This window comes from Allobosea sp. 05T433, assembly GCF_056396065.1.
In genome coordinates this window covers 285774-301106 of the sequence record NZ_JBFTKS010000001.1, presented here as the reverse complement: position 1 = coordinate 301106, position 15333 = coordinate 285774, and the positions used below count along the sequence as shown (strand labels likewise).

Genomic DNA, 15333 nt, shown 5'->3' with positions numbered 1-15333 from the left:
AGGCGTTATCATGCGCCGCGGAGCCGTCATTCGTTGACGCAACCTTCAGAGGCGTTCCATGCAGGTTCGCGCTTCCCGCGCACAGCGCATCGGGGTCGTATCAGCCGCCGCCAGCGTTATGGCGGTTTCGGCCGACACGGCGTTCGCGAAGGGCGCTTTCCCCCCCTTCGACCCGACCTTCTTCGCCAGTCAGATCTTCTGGCTCGCGATCAGCTTCGGTGCGCTCTATTGGCTCATGTCGCGGATCGCCCTGCCGCGTGTCGGCGAGGTTCTTGCCGAACGCAGCACGACGATCGCTCGCGATCTCGACCAGGCAACCGAGATCCACGCCAAGGTCGAGGCCGTCGCCAAGGACCATGAGCAGGCGCTCGCCGAAAGCCGGCGCAACGCCCAGGCCATCGCTCAGGAGGCTCGCACCGCCAGCGCTCGCGAGACCGATGCCAAGCGTCACGCGACCGAAGCGGAGCTCGGCGCCAAACTCGCAGCCGCCGAGAAGACAATCGCGGATCGCAAGACCGCCGCGATGAAGCATGTCGAGACGATCGCTGCCGGCGCTGCCGCCGAGATCGTCGGCAAGCTGACGGGTCAGAGCCCCACCGACGCCGAGACCGCTGCCGCGGTCAAGTCCGTCCTGAGCGCCTGAGGAGACCGAACCATGGATACCGTCTGGGTTGCGGTTGCCCTCGTCATCTTCCTCGGCATTCTGGGGTATTTTGGCGTCCACAAGTCGCTTCTGAGCGCGCTCGATTCGCGCGGCGAGAAGATTGCCCGCGAGCTTTCCGAAGCCCGCCGGCTGCGTCAGGAGGCTGCCAAGCTGCTTGCCGAATACGAGGCGAAGCGCAAGGCTGCCGAAGGTGAAGCCGAGGCGATCGTCGCCGCAGCCAAGGACGAGGCGATCCGCCTTGCCACCGAGGCTGAGGAGAAGCTCGCCGATTTCGTCACCCGCCGGACCAAGTCCGCCGAGGACAAGATCGCGCAAGCCGAGATGGAGGCTGCCGCGGAAGTCCGCGCTGCCGCCGCCGAGGCCGCTACGCTGGCCGCCGAAGGCATCCTGCGCAGCCAGATGGGCGGCAAGGCTGCCGAAAGCCTGTTCGCGACCGGTCTGAAGGAAATCAAATCCAAGCTGAACTGAGCGATCAGTTCCGCAAGGAAATGCCACGCCGCGAACCTCCGGGTTTGCGGCGTTGTCGTTTTCACATCCTGCGCCAGTCGGATTCGGCCGAGCGCGTCGAACCCCACCGAGATGGAGGCCCCATCCTGATCGCTCGCCTGGCACTGGCCACGATCGCTGTGCTCGCCTGCGCCATGCCGGTCCGCGCGATGGAGCAGGTCTCGTTCTCGTCACGCGACGGCACCGTCCTGACCGGCTGGATCGCCAAGCCCGCTGGAACAGGCCCCTTCCCCGCCGTGGTTGCCCTGCATGGCTGCAGCGGCCTCTGGCGGGCCTCTGGAGGGCTTAGCGCACGTGAGCGCGACTGGAGTGCCAGGCTGGTCGCTGCTGGCTTCCTCGTGCTCCTGCCCGACAGTTTTCGCCCCCGCGGGATCGTCGCGCTCTGCAATGATCGCGAACGTGCGCTGCGGCCGGCGGATCGCGCCAGCGATGCCCTCGGCGCCGCCGACTGGCTCGCCCGTCAGCCCTTCGCCAAACCCGCCGGGATACATCTGATCGGCTGGTCGAATGGCGGCTCGACAGCGCTCCATGTCGCCGCCGATCGCGCGGCCGCGGGCCCCGGAGGGTTTCGGGCGATCATCGCCTTCTATCCTGGCTGCAGGGTCCTGCTGAAACGCGGCTGGCGCGCTCGGGTGCCGACGACGATCCTTCAGGGACTGGCAGATGACTGGACACCAGCGGCGCCCTGCGAGGCGCTGGCACGGCAAGGCGGAGCGCGCTTCGTGGGCTTCGCCGGCGCCTATCACGATTTCGACCATCCGGACCTGCCGCTCCGGGAGCGCCGCGCGGCCTATTCGCAGCGCCCGGACGGCAAGGTGACGATCGGGACGGATGTCGCGGCGCGCGCCCAAGCCATCAGCGACGTGATGGCGATCCTCCGGGCGCCCTGACGCCTCAGTTGACGGCGGTGACCGCCTTCACAGTCGCGGCCCTGGCAGGGGCTGCAACCGGGCTCGGAGCAGCCGGTGCCGGACGCGCCTCGAGCTTGGCGGGCTGTACTTTCGGCTTGGGTTTGCGCGCCTGGATCGTCGATGTGACGATGCCCTGCGGCGTGTCCAGCCCATAGATGTCCTCGCGGAACTGGACCAGCCCATCGGCGCCCTGCCAGCCGGTCAGATAGACCCAGGCCACGGGCACCGCCTTCTTCAGCCGGATGTCCTTGCGCTCGCCCTTGGCGATCTCGGCCACGATCGCCGGCTCGGTCCACTCGGTGCCTTCGAGCAACCAGGCGGCGAGGTCGCGCACCCCTTCGATGCGCGCACAGCCGGAAGAGTTGAAGCGAACATCCGAACGGAACAGCGTCTTCTTCGGCGTGTCGTGCATGTAGACCGCCTCGGTATTCGGCATGTCGATCTTGAGCTGGCCAAGCGCGTTGAGCGGTCCAAAATCCTGCCGAACGGTGAAATACGGCGAGGTCAGGCCTGCCCAGTTCACGGTCGCCGGATCGATCTCCCGATTTTCTGCTCCGAGAAGGCGCATGTTCGACTTCACGATGAAGTCGGGCTCCTTGCGCATCTTGGGGATGATGTCGGCCTTCACGATCGAGGTCGGCACGGTCCAGTAGGGGTTGAGGTTCACCGAGGTGATATTGGCCTGGAGCACCGGCGAGGGTCGATCGGGGCGACCGACAACCGCGAGATGCTTGCGCTGGACCACGCCGTTCTCGACCGCCTCGACGCTGGCGCCGGGGATGTTCACGACGACATAGCGCTCGGCAAAGACGAAGCCGTTGCTCTTCAGCCGCTCCAGGGTCGCGGTCAGCTGGTTCAGCCGGACTTCAACGGGAACGTTCAGCGCCTTGAGCGTCAGGCGGCCGACCGTTCCGAGATCGGACAGGCCGTGACGAACCTGGAAGCGCTTCACGGCTGCGATCGTCGCAGCGTCATAGATGTCGCCGGGCAAGGCCGTCGGCGGCAGATCTCCGCTCAACATCAGGCGCTGCTTCAGTGCGACGACATCAGGCCCCTGCGAATCCGGCTTCAGGGCGGAGACACTGCCGGCGAGCCTGGGCCAGCCACCACGCGACGCGATCTCCTCATGGGTGATCAGCGCCTCAAGCGTGCGGTCATAGGTGTTGGGGCCGTAGCTCGGCTCCTGTGCACGCGCGATGCCGACCGTCAGAACGAGCGCGGCAACGGCAACTGCGGAGCTCCGGACAAAAGAGCGGTACATCGACTGTTCCCAAGGTGCGAAAACACGCACCGAGGAAATCATCCTCGCACATGGTCAAGGAATGCTTAAGACCGCGAAGAGAGATGACGATAGGGCAGCGTCCGATCGCTGCCCTATCGATCAAGCATCCTTACTCAGCCGCAGCTGCAATCGGCTCCGGCTTCACCCATTTCAGGATCGGCTGCCGGGCAGCGCGCGTCTCGTCGAGACGGCGGATCGGGGCATGGTGCGGCGCCGCGGTGAAGCGGGCCTTGTCATTGCCCTTCGCGGCCATGGCCAGATCGCGCAGCGTCGCAATGAAGAGGTCGAGCGAGGCCTTCGATTCCGACTCGGTCGGCTCGATCAGCATCGCGCCATGGACGACGAGCGGGAAATACACGGTCATCGGGTGATACCCCTCGTCGATCATCGCCTTGGCAAAGTCGAGCGTGGTGACGCCGGTGCCCTTCAGCCACTCATCGTCGAACAGCGCCTCGTGCATCGAGGGGTGGTCGGGGAAAGGCAGCGACATCAGGTCGGACAGGCCGGCGCGGATGTAGTTGGCGCTCAGCACCGCATCCTCGGAAGCCTGCTTCATGCCGTCGGCGCCATGGCTCAGCATATAGGCGAGCGCACGCACATACATGCCCATCTGGCCGTGGAAGGCGGTCATGCGGCCGAAGGGATCATTGCCCGCCGGCGCGTCGTCGGCGTGCTCCACGAGCCGCGCCGCACCACCCTCGACATGGATGAAAGGCACCGGCGCATAGGGAGCCAGCCTGCTCGACAGCACGACCGGACCGGCGCCTGGGCCGCCGCCGCCATGCGGCGTCGAGAAGGTCTTGTGCAGGTTGATATGCATGGCGTCGACGCCGAGGTCACCCGGCTTCGCCTTGCCGACGATGGCGTTGAAGTTCGCGCCGTCACAATAGAAATACGCGCCGGCCGCATGCAGCGCAGCGGCGATTTCGACGATCTGCGGCTCGAAGATGCCGCAGGTATTGGGGTTGGTCAGCATGATCGCGGCAATGTCCGGCCCGAGCAGGGCCTTTACGTCCTCGACCGCCACCGTGCCGTCCGGGCGCGCCGGGACGGACCGGACCTCGAAGCCGATCAGCGCCGCGGTCGCCGGGTTGGTGCCGTGCGCCGATTCCGGCACGAGCACGACCTTGCGGGTCTCGCCCTCACCCTTGGCGGCAATGGCGGCCTTGATCGCCATCATGCCGCAGGCCTCGCCATGGGCACCGGCCTTGGGCGACAGCGCCACGGCCGGCATGCCGGTCAGCGTCATCAGGTACCGCGCGAGCTCCAGCATCAGCTCGAGCGCGCCCGGCACGGTCGAGACCGGCTGCAGCGGATGAACGTCCGAGAAGCCCGGCAGCCGCGCCATCTTTTCGTTGAGGCGGGCATTGTGCTTCATCGTGCAGGACCCGAGCGGGAAGAGCCCGGTGTCGATGCCGTAGTTCTTCTGGCTCAGGCGCACGTAGTGGCGCATCGTCTCCGGCTCGGAAAGACCGGGCAGGCCGATGCCGTCCTTGCGCGCATGCTTGCCGAGGCGGCTCTTGAACGGCACCGGCTTCTCGATATCGACGCCGGTCGTCTCATGATGGCCGATCTCGAAGATCAGCGGTTCGATCTGCTGCAGCGCGCGATTGCCGGTGAAGGTCTCGCGGCCGTGATCCACGGAGGAAGCAGCCTGGGTGGGACGTCCCTGACGGTTCAGCATCACAGCACCTCCGCGAGCGCCGCCACGAAGGCCGCCCGATCCTCATCCGTGTTGATCTCGGTATTGGCGACGATCAGCAGATCGTCGAGCCCGGCTCCCGGCAGCAGGCGCGAGGCCGGCACGCCGCCAAGCACGCCCCTCTCGGCCAACGCCTCGACGACCTCGGCCGCCGGCTTCGACAGCTTCAGCGTGAACTCGTTGAAGAAGCTGTCGTTGAGCAGCTTCACCCCCTTCACGCCGGCCAGCATGTCGGCCAGCTTCACGGCATTGGCGTGATTGAGCTCGGCCAGACGCGAGAGCCCGGCCTCGCCGAGCAGGGTCATGTGAATGGTGAAGGCCAGCACGCAGAGGCCGGAATTGGTGCAGATGTTCGACGTCGCCTTGTCGCGCCGGATGTGCTGCTCGCGGGTCGAGAGCGTCAGCACGAAGCCGCGACGTCCGTCGGCATCGACGGTCTCGCCGCAGAGCCTGCCCGGCATCTGGCGCAGATATTTCGTCTTGGCGGCGAAGAGACCGACATAGGGGCCACCGAAGTTCAGCGCATTGCCGATCGACTGGCCTTCTCCGACGACGATATCAGCGTCCATCGCGCCTGGAGGCGTGACTGCGCCGAGCGACACGACCTCGGTGAAGACGGCGATCAGAAGCGCACCATGGGCATGGGCCTTGTCGGCGATCGGCTTCAGGTCGCGGAGATTGCCGAAGACGTCCGGAGACTGGACGACGACGCAAGATGTTTGATCGTCGATCTGCGCGAGGATGTCCTCGTTAGCGACGACATCGGGCGCCAGCGCCACGACCTCGTCGCTCGCCATGCCGGACAGGGTCTTCACCACATCGGTGTAGTGGGGATGCAGCCCCCCCGACAGGACCGCCTTGCGGCGCTTGGTGACGCGGTGAGCCATCAGCACGGCCTCGCCGGTCGCGGTCGAGCCATCGTACATCGAGGCGTTGGCGACCTCCATACCGGTCAGCGCGGCGATCTGGGTCTGGAATTCGAAGAGGTATTGCAGCGTGCCCTGCGCAATCTCGGGCTGATAGGGCGTGTAGCTGGTCAGGAATTCCGAGCGCTGGATCAGGTGATCGACGGTCGCCGGAACATGGTGTTTGTAGGCGCCTGCCCCCACGAAGAACGGAGCCGCGGAGGCTGCGACATTCCTGGCCGCCATCCTGCCCATGATGCGCTCGACCTCGAGTTCACCCTTGGCGCGCGGCAGGTCGAGCGGAGCCTTCAGCAGCTTGCCGGTGGGCACGTCGCTGAACAGGGCGTCGATATCGGGAACGCCGATGCGCGCGAGCATGTCCTCGCGGTCGGTGTCGGTGAGGGGCAAATAGCGCATCGGGGTTTCCTTGATCATTCCAGGTCCGGGCGCTGCGCGCGCCCGGCACCGGACATTCAGGTCATGGGCAATGAATCGCTGCTCACAGCGTCTTCACGTAGTCCTGGTACTCGGCCTCGCTGAGCAGGCCCTCGAGCTCGGCAGGATTGGTCAGCTTCAGCTTGACGAACCAGCCCTTGCCGGCCGGGTCCTCATTGACCGCGCCAGGCGCAGCCTCGAGTTCGCTGTTGACGGCCACAATCTCGCCCGAGACCGGGGCATAGACTTCGGACGCGGCCTTGACGCTCTCCACCACAGCAGCCTCGCCGCCCTTGGCGACCGCCTTGCCGACGGAAGGCAGCTCGACGAAGACGACATCGCCGAGCTGGCCCTGGGCGTAGTCGGTGATGCCGATGGTGCCGGTGTCACCCTCGATGCGGATATATTCGTGGTCCTTGGTGTAACGGGTCTCGGCCATAATGGTCCTCCAGATCAGGATAGGGTCGGGAATCAGCGCTTGTAGCGGTTGGGCACGAAGGGCATCGGCGCGACGGTCGCCGCCAACGGCTTGCCGCGCACGATCAGGCCGAGGCGCGTGCCGGGAGCCGAGTGGGCCTTTGCGACATACCCCATCGCGCAGGGCGCGTTGAGCGTGGGGCCGAAGCCGCCGGATGTGACCTTGCCGACGATCTCGCCTTCCGGCGTCGCAATGTCGGCGCCTTCGCGGGCAGGAGCGCGGCCCTCGGGCAGGAGCCCGATGCGGACGCGCGAAACGCCTTCCGCGAATTCGCGCTGGATGCGGGCCGCTCCCGGGAAGCCGCCTTCCTCGCGCCGGCGCTTCTGGATCGACCAGTTCAGTCCGGCCTCGACCGGCGAGGTCGTGGTGTCGATGTCGTGCCCGTAGAGGCAGAGACCAGCCTCGAGCCGCAGCGAATCGCGGGCGCCGAGTCCGATCGGCTTGACGCGCGGATCGAGCAGGAGCGCGTCCCAGATCTCGCCGATCCTGTTTGCTGCAGCGGAAATCTCGTAGCCGTCCTCTCCGGTATAGCCGGAGCGGCTGAGATTGGCCTTGACGCCTGCCACCTTCATGCTGCGCGCACTCATGAAGCCCATCTCGGCGGCCTCGGGCGCCAGCGCGGCGAGCGCTTCAGCGGCAGCAGGCCCTTGCAGCGCGATCAACCCGCGATGTTCCGCGCGGACGAGCTTCACATTGGCCGGCAGGCGCGCCTCGATATGGGCGTAGTCGGCCGTCTTGCAGGCCGCATTGACGATGAGGAGGAGAGCACCGTCCTCGTCGGGCTCGCTGGAGCGCGTGACCATCAGATCGTCGAGGATGCCGCCATTCTCATCGAGGAGCTGCGAATAACGCTGCTTGCCGGGAGCGAGGTTGACGATGTCGGCGGGGACCAAAGCCTCGAGCGCGCGCGCGGTGGTCTCGTGATCGGGCCCGAGCAGAAAGGCCTGCCCCATATGCGAGACGTCGAAGAGCCCGGCCTTCTCGCGCGTCCAGTTATGCTCGGTGAGAATACCCATCGGGTACTGCACCGGCATGTCATAACCGGCAAACGGCACCATGCGGGCACCGAGCATGACATGACGGGAATGAAGCGGGGTCTTGAGCAGCGCCTCGGCGCCTGCGGCATCAGCTTCAACGGCTTCGGCAGCCATGGCGGCCCCTTCCAGAATCGAGCGCAAGCCCCGGACGGAATGTCCGGAGCGCGCCCCCTCTGTCTTGGGACCTGAGAGATTTCCCCGAACCGGCAGGATCAGCCGGACAGGTTACACCCGTCGGTGGGCGGAGTTGCATCCGCCGCTTTCCAGAGCGCCAATTCCCACGCGGTCCGTTTGCCTGAGCGTTTCCGGGGCGGTTGCGCCTTCGGCGCCGGGCCTGGACAAGTCCGGACCCGGTCTCTCCCGCGGGGATGATGCGGCGTCAGCACAGATACAAGACGCCGCCTTCGAGTCAATCGGCGCCTTGCCTCAGTTCACGGCAAACGCCGGCGCCATTCGCGGCGGCAAGGCTACCGGCGCCGCGCGCGAGCCGGCGCCGCAGCACCAGCGGTGTTGAGGCCGACGATGATCTCGACGTCGCCCTTGCCCGGCGGGACGACGATCCCGTCCTCGACATGGGTGAAATCGGTTCCGCCCTGGCCGGAGGGGATCGTGCCGCCGACACGCGCCGCACGGCGTGCAACGACGGTCGTCCCGCGCAGGACCTCCGTGCTCATCGACGCATAATAGCTGCCGGGGCCACCGGCCGGACCAGCCAACACACGGCCTTCGGCACCCACCTTCAGCCTGAAGCCGCCACCGCCCGTCGGCGTGCACTCGCGCGCCACGTTCAGGATCGAAATCTGGTGCCGCAGGCTACCGCTATCGGGGCCGGACTGGGCGCGAATGGCAGCGCCACCATCGGCAATGGTCACGCTCGGGCAGACGAAGTCCGCCTCCTGATCAACCAGCGGCTTCTCCACCGGCGGAGGCGGCTTGGTCGACTGGAACATCACGATATTGCTCAGCGTCTGCATGCCGCTCTGCTCGCCCGCGGGCGAGCGCGAACCGCAGCCGGCAAGGCCAAGGCACAGCACAGAAGCAGCCAGCATAGTCAGCCGGCGAGGCATCACGTCATTCACGGCAAGGTCTCCACGCCAGGCCCGAATCCGGAAAGCGAGACGGGGATACCCACGCCCTCCTCCGGCGTCTGAAATACGATGAATGTGGCGCTTTTTCCGGCCTTGAGCTGGCCGAGAAGCGTATCGTCCATCACCACCTCGGCAACGCAGCCCGTGGTCAGGCAACGAACGAAGCCAGCGCGGCCGATGTCCTTGTCGTCGATCTTGAGACCGAGCCCCGACGGCAGCAGCACACCGAGGGGCGCCACGACACGCAGAAGCCGGCTCTTCTGGTCGGCCGTCTTCAGCACGATGACCAGCAGCGTCAAATTCGGCCGATCCTCGGCCGCGACATTCTGCACGAGCGCGCATTGCTCGGCCTTGGCGCCAGGCGGCACCTCGCAGCGCAACTGCCAATCGCCATGCGTCGACTTCACAGCGCCCTGGGCGAAAGCCACGCTGCTCGAACCCAGACATACGCCCACGGCCGCCAGCGCAGCCGCGAAGACAGGTCCGATGAACTTGCCCATCCCCGTCATTCCCTTCAAACCGGCACGAATAGCCGGACATCGCCCCCTGAAGCCGGATCGCCCTTGCAGGAATCGTTCGTCCGATTCCGACAAAACCGCCATCCGTCTCTAATCATATTCGAGAGGGCGATCCATGTTTTGAGGGATGCCAGAAGGGCTTCCACACAAAACAATCACGCTCCGAATGTGCCTGCGTTGGGACCATGCAGACCCCGCCCTGTCAAGGACAGAGCCACAACGGAAGCACTTCTTGAGGCCGAGACCTCGCGTGATTATGCCGCACGGGCTGCGTGGAAGGCCTGCATTGCCCCTCTGGCGCAAGCGTGATCTTTGATTTATCGCAATGCCGAAGAACGAGGCGGGCCGATCAGCCGGCCTCGTTGCGCGTGGGCCGCATAGACAAGGACAGCGGGCCGCGACGGGATCACAGGAGCTATGTCGGACCGATGCGATTTCTGAGCAGGACCATTGCAACAGTGGCCGCAGCGGCCCTCGCCGCGGGCGCGACGACGCTTCTTCCTGAAAGTGCGCTGGCCGGCACCGGCATGCCTTCGCCCTGGCAGATGAATCTGCAGGGCGCCGCCACCGAAGTCTCGGAATACATTCACTGGTTCCATGACTGGCTTAACGTGATCATCTTCACGATCTCGATTTTCGTGCTGGGGCTGCTGATCTATGTCGCGTGGCGCTTCAACGAGAGGAAGAACCCCGTCCCCTCCAAGACGACGCATAATGCGCTGCTGGAAGTGGCCTGGACGGTCATCCCGGTCCTGATTCTCGTCGTCATCGCCATTCCCTCCTTCCGCCTGCTCAAGCTCCAGCTCGAGATTCCGCAGTCGGACCTGACCGTTAAGGTCACCGGCAAGCAGTGGTACTGGTCCTACGAATATCCGCAGGACGGCGGCGCCTTCGGCTTCGATTCGCTGATGCTCGACGAAAAGCAGCGCGCCGAAGCGATCGCCAGCAACAAGATCGCCGCAGCCGAGGCTCCGCGCCTGCTCGCTGTCGACAACGAGGCGGTCGTGCCGGTCGGCAAGGTCGTGCGCGTCCAGGTCACCGCGGCCGACGTCATCCACAAGTTCACCGTGCCGTCCTTCGGCATCAAGATCGACGCCATCCCCGGCCGTCTCAACGAGACCTGGTTCCGCGCCGATCGCGAAGGCATCTATTATGGCCAGTGCTCGTTCATCTGCGGGCAGAACCACGCCTATATGCCGATCGCGTTCCGCGTCGTGAGCGCCGAGCGCTATGCGGCCTGGCTTGCCGAATCGAAGAAGAAATTCGCCAGCGCCGGCGACGCCGCCGGCAAGGTCGCCGCCGCGGCCGAGTGAACGAACCAGATCTGACTGAACTCACGCGAACAGATTTCGCACGAGGAGACGAATCCATGGCAACTGCGGCTCCGGGCGCCCACGCCCACGCACACGGACATGATGACGCCCACGCCCACCCGACCGGGTGGCGGCGCTGGCTGCTCTCGACCAATCACAAGGACATCGGGACGCTCTACCTGACCTTCTCGATCATGGCTGGTCTGGTCGGCGGCTTCCTCTCGATCATGATGCGCATCGAGCTGCAGCAGCCCGGCCTGCAGATCTTCGCCAACGGCCAGAGCTACAACGTCTTCGTCACCGGCCACGGCCTGATCATGATCTTCTTCATGGTCATGCCCGCCGTGATCGGCGGCTTCGGCAACTGGTTCGTGCCGTTGATGATCGGCGCGCCCGACATGGCCTTCCCGCGCATGAACAACATCTCGTTCTGGCTGACCGTCGCCGGCTTCGTGCTGCTGGTCATCTCGATGTTCGTCGAAGGCGCGCCTGGCGCCCATGGCGTCGGCACGGGCTGGACGATCTATCCGCCTTTCTCGTCGGCAGGCCACCCAGGTCCTTCGGTCGATTTCGGCATTCTCGCGCTTCACCTCGCGGGCGCTGCCTCGATCCTCGGCGCGATCAACTTCATCACCACCATCCTGAACATGCGCGCGCCTGGCATGACCATGCACAAGATGCCGCTGTTCGCCTGGGGCGTTCTGGTCACCGCCTTCCTGCTGCTGCTGTCGCTGCCCGTGCTCGCCGGCGCCATCACCATGCTGCTGACGGACCGCAATTTCGGCACCACCTTCTATGACCCGGCCGGTGGCGGCGATCCGGTGCTCTACCAGCACCTGTTCTGGTTCTTCGGTCACCCCGAAGTGTACATCATGATCCTGCCGGCTTTCGGCATCGTCAGCCACATCATCTCGACCTTCTCGAAGAAGCCGATCTTCGGCTATCTCGGCATGGCTTATGCGATGGTGGCGATCGGCGTCGTCGGCTTCATCGTGTGGGCGCACCACATGTACACCGCCGGTCTCTCGCTCAACACGCAGCGCTACTTCGTCTTCGCCACGATGGTGATCGCGGTGCCGACCGGCATCAAGATCTTCTCCTGGATCGCGACGATGTGGGGCGGCAGCCTGCGCTTCACCGCGCCGATGCTCTGGGCGATCGGCTTCATCTTCCTGTTCACCGTCGGCGGCGTGACCGGCGTGGTGCTGGCCAATGCCGGCGTCGACCGCTCGCTGCATGCGACCTATTACGTCGTGGCCCACTTCCACTACGTGCTGTCGCTCGGCGCCGTGTTCGGCATCTTCGCCGGCTTCTACTACTGGTTCCCGAAGATGTCGGGCTATGTGATGCCGGACTGGATCGGCAGGCTGCACTTCTGGGTCGCCTTCTTCGGCGCCAACCTGCTGTTCTTCCCGCAGCATTTCCTTGGCCTTGCCGGCATGCCGCGTCATTATGCGGACTATCCCGATGCCTTCGCCGGCTGGCATTTCTGGTCGTCGATCGGCTCCTACATCTTCGCTGCCGGCCTGCTCATCTTCTTCTACGGCGTCATCGTCGCCTTCTCGAAGAAGCAGCTCGCCGGGGACAATCCGTGGGGCGAAGGTGCAACGACGCTGGAATGGACCCTGTCCTCGCCTCCGCCGTTCCACCAGTTCGAGACCCTGCCGCGCATCGTCGGCTCGGACCACTGATCCATCTGGCGGCGGGCTCCCCGGCCCGCCGCCGCCCCTCCCCCGAGCGCCACCTGCGGCGTTCCGGAGATGGGCGGCAAGACCGCTCCCTCTCATTCCCCACGGCCGCTGGCGGCCGTCGTAAAGAGTGAAACGACAAGACCAATGTCCGCTGCGTTCGACAGGTTCGATTCCCGCACCGATGGCGCGAAGAGCTCCACCGGCGAGGCGCGCGATTTCTTCGCGCTCCTGAAGCCGCGGGTGATGTTCCTGGTCGTCGTCACCGCACTGGGCGGCATGGCGACGGCCCCCGGCACGATCCACCCGGTGATCGGATTCGCCTCGCTGCTCGCGATCGCGGTCGGCGCCGGTGCGTCCGGCTGCCTGAACATGTGGTACGACGCCGATATCGACGCGCTGATGGTGCGGACCGCCAAGCGTCCGATTCCGGCCGGGCGGATCCTGCCATCCGAGGCGCTCGCCTTCGGGCTGACCTTGTCTGTCGGCTCGGTGATCGTGCTCGGCCTCGTCGCCAATCTGCTCTCGGCGGCGATGCTCGCCTTCACCATCTTCTTCTATGCCGTCGTCTATTCGATGTGGCTGAAGCGCTCGACGCCGCAGAACATCGTCATCGGCGGAGCGGCCGGAGCCTTCCCCCCGATGATCGGCGAGGCGGTCGTGACCGGCGATTTCGGCCTGCACTCGATCGTGCTCTTCGCGATCATTTTCCTCTGGACGCCTCCCCATTTCTGGGCGCTGGCGCTGGTCAAGTCCGGCGACTATGCCCGCGCCGGCATCCCGATGCTGCCGAATGTCGCCGGCCCCGCCGCGACGCGCCGGCAGATCGTGGCCTACTCGCTGGTCATGGCGCCGGTCGCGGTACTGCCTGCCCTGATGGGGTTCGGCGGATTGGCCTATCTCGTCGTCTCCGTGGTGACAGGACTTGCCATGATCGCGCTGGCCTTCCGCGTGTTGCGCGTGACTGAGGGTGAAGCCGCCCACAAGGCCGCCTATGCGCTGTTCGGCTTCTCGATCCTCTACCTCTTCCTGCTCTTCGCCGTGCTGCTGGCAGAGAACAGCCTCGGCCTGATGTGGGCCCTGCCCAAGGTGCTAGGATGAGCGAAGCTCCGAAACGCGAGATCCCGCCGGCCTTCTCTCCGGAGGACATGGCACGCCGCAGGCGCCGCTCGGTCGCGCTGGCGCTGGTCCTTGCAGGCCTGGTCATTTTCTTCTTCGTGGTGACGCTGGTGAAGACCGGTCCGGCCATCATGAACAGGCCGCTGTGATGACCGCGACGCCATCGAACCGTCAGCATGCGAGAATGCGCCGGACGGCGCTGATCTGCGCCGGCGTCGCTGTCGGCATGACCGGCCTCGCCTTCGCAGCCGTGCCGCTCTACGACCTGTTCTGCAAGGTCACCGGCTTCGGCGGCACGCCGATGGTCGGGACCGCGGCCGCCGGGCGCATCCTGGACCGCAAGATGGCTGTGCGTTTCGACGCCAATGTCTCGCCGGCCCTGGGCTGGCGCTTCGAGCCGGAAAGCTCCGAGATCACCTTCCGCGTCGGCGAGACGCAGACGGTGTTCTACAAGATCACCAACACGACGGACCGGGTCTCCACCGGCATCGCGACCTTCAACGTCACGCCGACGCAGGGGGCCGCCTATTTCGTCAAGCTGCAATGCTTCTGCTTCACCGAGCATACGCTGCAGCCGGGCGAGACGCTGGAAGCGCCGGTCGTGTTCTATGTCGACCCCGAGATCGAGCAGAACCGCGATCTTAACGGGGTCAAATCATTGACGCTGTCCTACACCTATTTCCCGTCCAAGGCCGGCCAGCCGGTCGCGGATGGCAAAGGTGACGCGGGCAAGTCGAAACTATAAGAACTGCGACAGCACCAAGCGCTGCGCAGCAGAGTCGGACGCGGAGACAAAGTAAGATGGCCGGGGCCCATACCAAGAACCACGATTACCATCTCGTCGACCCGAGCCCGTGGCCGCTCGTCGGCGCGAGCAGCGCGACGATCATGGCCATCGGCGCGGTCATGTGGATGAAGGCGATGACCGTCGCCGGCATGCATCTCGGCCCCCTGGTCTTCGGCGTCGGCCTGCTCGGTGTTCTCTACACCATGCTCGCATGGTGGATGGACGTGGTGCGCGAGGCTGAGCACGAGGGCCACCACACCCGCGTCGTCCAGCTTCACCATCGCTACGGCATGCTGATGTTCATCGCCTCCGAGGTGATGTTCTTCGTCGCCTGGTTCTGGGCCTTCTTCGACGCCAGCCTCTTCAGCGGCGAAACGATCCAGTACGCCCGCCACGACTTCACCGGCGGCGTCTGGCCTCCCAAGGGCATCCAGACCTTCGATCCCTGGCACCTGCCGCTGCTGAACACGCTGATCCTGCTGACCTCGGGCACGACGGTGACCTGGGCGCATTACGCGCTGCTGCAGAACGACCGCAAGGGTCTGAAGCAGGCGCTCTGGCTGACCGTGTTCCTCGGCGGCCTGTTCTCGATCGTGCAGGCCTACGAGTACGCCCACGCCACCTTCGCCTTCAGCGGCCATATCTATGGCGCGACCTTCTTCATGGCGACCGGCTTCCACGGCTTCCATGTGCTCATCGGCACGATCTTCCTGGCGATCTGCCTGTACCGAGTCTATCTCGGCCACTTCAAACCAGCCCAGCATCTCGGCTTCGAGTTCGCGGCCTGGTACTGGCACTTCGTCGACGTGGTGTGGCTGTTCCTGTTCGCCGCGATCTATGTCTGGGCGTCCGGCGCCGGATCGGCCGCGGCGCACTGAGCGGCCGCCTCAAGACAATCC

The 15333-nt window shown here is 65.5% G+C and carries 16 protein-coding genes and 2 riboswitches; of the genes, 9 read left to right on the top strand and 7 right to left on the bottom strand.

Annotation, left to right across the window (positions count from 1 at the left end; genetic code table 11):
* Window positions 1-58: 58 nt before the first annotated feature.
* The 3 genes from AC1DGP_RS01350 to AC1DGP_RS01340 are packed head-to-tail and all read left to right on the top strand — an operon-like array spanning window position 59 to window position 2061.
* Entirely contained in the window at window positions 59-643 is a 585-nt protein-coding gene (locus tag AC1DGP_RS01350; RefSeq protein ID WP_084651150.1) for a F0F1 ATP synthase subunit B family protein, read from the top strand.
* 12 nt (window positions 644-655) lie between these two features.
* Complete coding sequence (locus tag AC1DGP_RS01345; protein ID WP_441488920.1) at window positions 656-1132, top strand: F0F1 ATP synthase subunit B family protein; 477 nt, start codon at window positions 656-658, stop codon at window positions 1130-1132.
* 44 nt (window positions 1133-1176) lie between these two features.
* Window positions 1177-2061 carry a dienelactone hydrolase family protein gene (locus AC1DGP_RS01340; protein WP_476831655.1) on the top strand — a complete coding sequence of 295 codons (885 nt, stop codon included), beginning with the start codon at window positions 1177-1179 and terminating at the stop codon, window positions 2059-2061.
* 4 nt (window positions 2062-2065) lie between these two features.
* Here the strand turns inward: AC1DGP_RS01340 and AC1DGP_RS01335 are convergent, their stop codons facing one another.
* From AC1DGP_RS01335 to AC1DGP_RS01305, 7 genes are all read right to left on the bottom strand, one after another.
* A complete protein-coding gene (locus AC1DGP_RS01335) occupies window positions 2066-3343 on the bottom strand; it encodes a L,D-transpeptidase family protein (RefSeq protein WP_476831654.1) in 1278 nt (425 codons plus the stop codon).
* Window positions 3344-3473: 130 nt separating this feature from the next.
* The gene (gene gcvPB, locus AC1DGP_RS01330; RefSeq protein ID WP_476831653.1) at window positions 3474-5048 is read right to left on the bottom strand and encodes an aminomethyl-transferring glycine dehydrogenase subunit GcvPB; all 1575 of its coding nucleotides are present in this window, start codon (window positions 5046-5048) and stop codon (window positions 3474-3476) included.
* Entirely contained in the window at window positions 5048-6388 is a 1341-nt protein-coding gene (gene gcvPA / locus AC1DGP_RS01325; RefSeq protein WP_476831652.1) for an aminomethyl-transferring glycine dehydrogenase subunit GcvPA, read from the bottom strand. Before gcvPA ends, gcvPB begins: the two co-directional genes overlap by 1 nt.
* Before the next feature lie 82 nt (window positions 6389-6470).
* Window positions 6471-6845 (bottom strand): glycine cleavage system protein GcvH, encoded by a 375-nt coding sequence (gene gcvH, locus AC1DGP_RS01320; protein WP_441488915.1) that lies wholly within the window; start codon window positions 6843-6845, stop codon window positions 6471-6473.
* A 32-nt stretch (window positions 6846-6877) separates the two neighbouring features.
* Window positions 6878-8035, bottom strand: a complete 1158-nt coding sequence (gene gcvT, locus AC1DGP_RS01315) for a glycine cleavage system aminomethyltransferase GcvT (RefSeq protein WP_476831651.1) — start codon at window positions 8033-8035, stop codon at window positions 6878-6880.
* Between the two features lie 57 nt (window positions 8036-8092).
* A riboswitch (glycine riboswitch) is annotated at window positions 8093-8190 on the bottom strand.
* 4 nt (window positions 8191-8194) lie between these two features.
* A riboswitch (glycine riboswitch) is annotated at window positions 8195-8294 on the bottom strand.
* A gap of 94 nt (window positions 8295-8388) precedes the next feature.
* Window positions 8389-9000: a hypothetical protein gene (locus tag AC1DGP_RS01310; protein WP_476824524.1), complete on the bottom strand. Its 612-nt coding sequence runs from the start codon at window positions 8998-9000 to the stop codon at window positions 8389-8391.
* A complete protein-coding gene (locus tag AC1DGP_RS01305; RefSeq protein WP_441488912.1) occupies window positions 8997-9509 on the bottom strand; it encodes an invasion associated locus B family protein in 513 nt (170 codons plus the stop codon). Before AC1DGP_RS01305 ends, AC1DGP_RS01310 begins: the two co-directional genes overlap by 4 nt.
* A 446-nt stretch (window positions 9510-9955) precedes the next feature.
* On the opposite strand from AC1DGP_RS01305, the gene coxB reads away from it, so the two are divergent.
* The 6 genes from coxB to AC1DGP_RS01275 all read left to right on the top strand — a co-directional run bounded on the left by coxB (window position 9956) and on the right by AC1DGP_RS01275 (window position 15312).
* The gene (gene coxB / locus AC1DGP_RS01300) at window positions 9956-10840 is read left to right on the top strand and encodes a cytochrome c oxidase subunit II (RefSeq protein WP_441488911.1); all 885 of its coding nucleotides are present in this window, start codon (window positions 9956-9958) and stop codon (window positions 10838-10840) included.
* A gap of 56 nt (window positions 10841-10896) precedes the next feature.
* On the top strand, window positions 10897-12531 hold the full coding sequence (gene ctaD / locus AC1DGP_RS01295; RefSeq protein WP_441488910.1) for a cytochrome c oxidase subunit I: 1635 nt from the start codon (window positions 10897-10899) through the stop codon (window positions 12529-12531).
* Between the two features lie 144 nt (window positions 12532-12675).
* Window positions 12676-13629 (top strand): heme o synthase, encoded by a 954-nt coding sequence (locus AC1DGP_RS01290; protein WP_069877488.1) that lies wholly within the window; start codon window positions 12676-12678, stop codon window positions 13627-13629.
* Window positions 13626-13796 (top strand): DUF485 domain-containing protein, encoded by a 171-nt coding sequence (locus AC1DGP_RS01285; RefSeq protein ID WP_141739979.1) that lies wholly within the window; start codon window positions 13626-13628, stop codon window positions 13794-13796. Before AC1DGP_RS01290 ends, AC1DGP_RS01285 begins: the two co-directional genes overlap by 4 nt.
* Entirely contained in the window at window positions 13796-14392 is a 597-nt protein-coding gene (locus AC1DGP_RS01280) for a cytochrome c oxidase assembly protein (protein ID WP_441488909.1), read from the top strand. Before AC1DGP_RS01285 ends, AC1DGP_RS01280 begins: the two co-directional genes overlap by 1 nt.
* A 56-nt stretch (window positions 14393-14448) precedes the next feature.
* A complete protein-coding gene (locus AC1DGP_RS01275) occupies window positions 14449-15312 on the top strand; it encodes a cytochrome c oxidase subunit 3 (RefSeq protein ID WP_441488908.1) in 864 nt (287 codons plus the stop codon).
* Window positions 15313-15333: the final 21 nt, after the last annotated feature.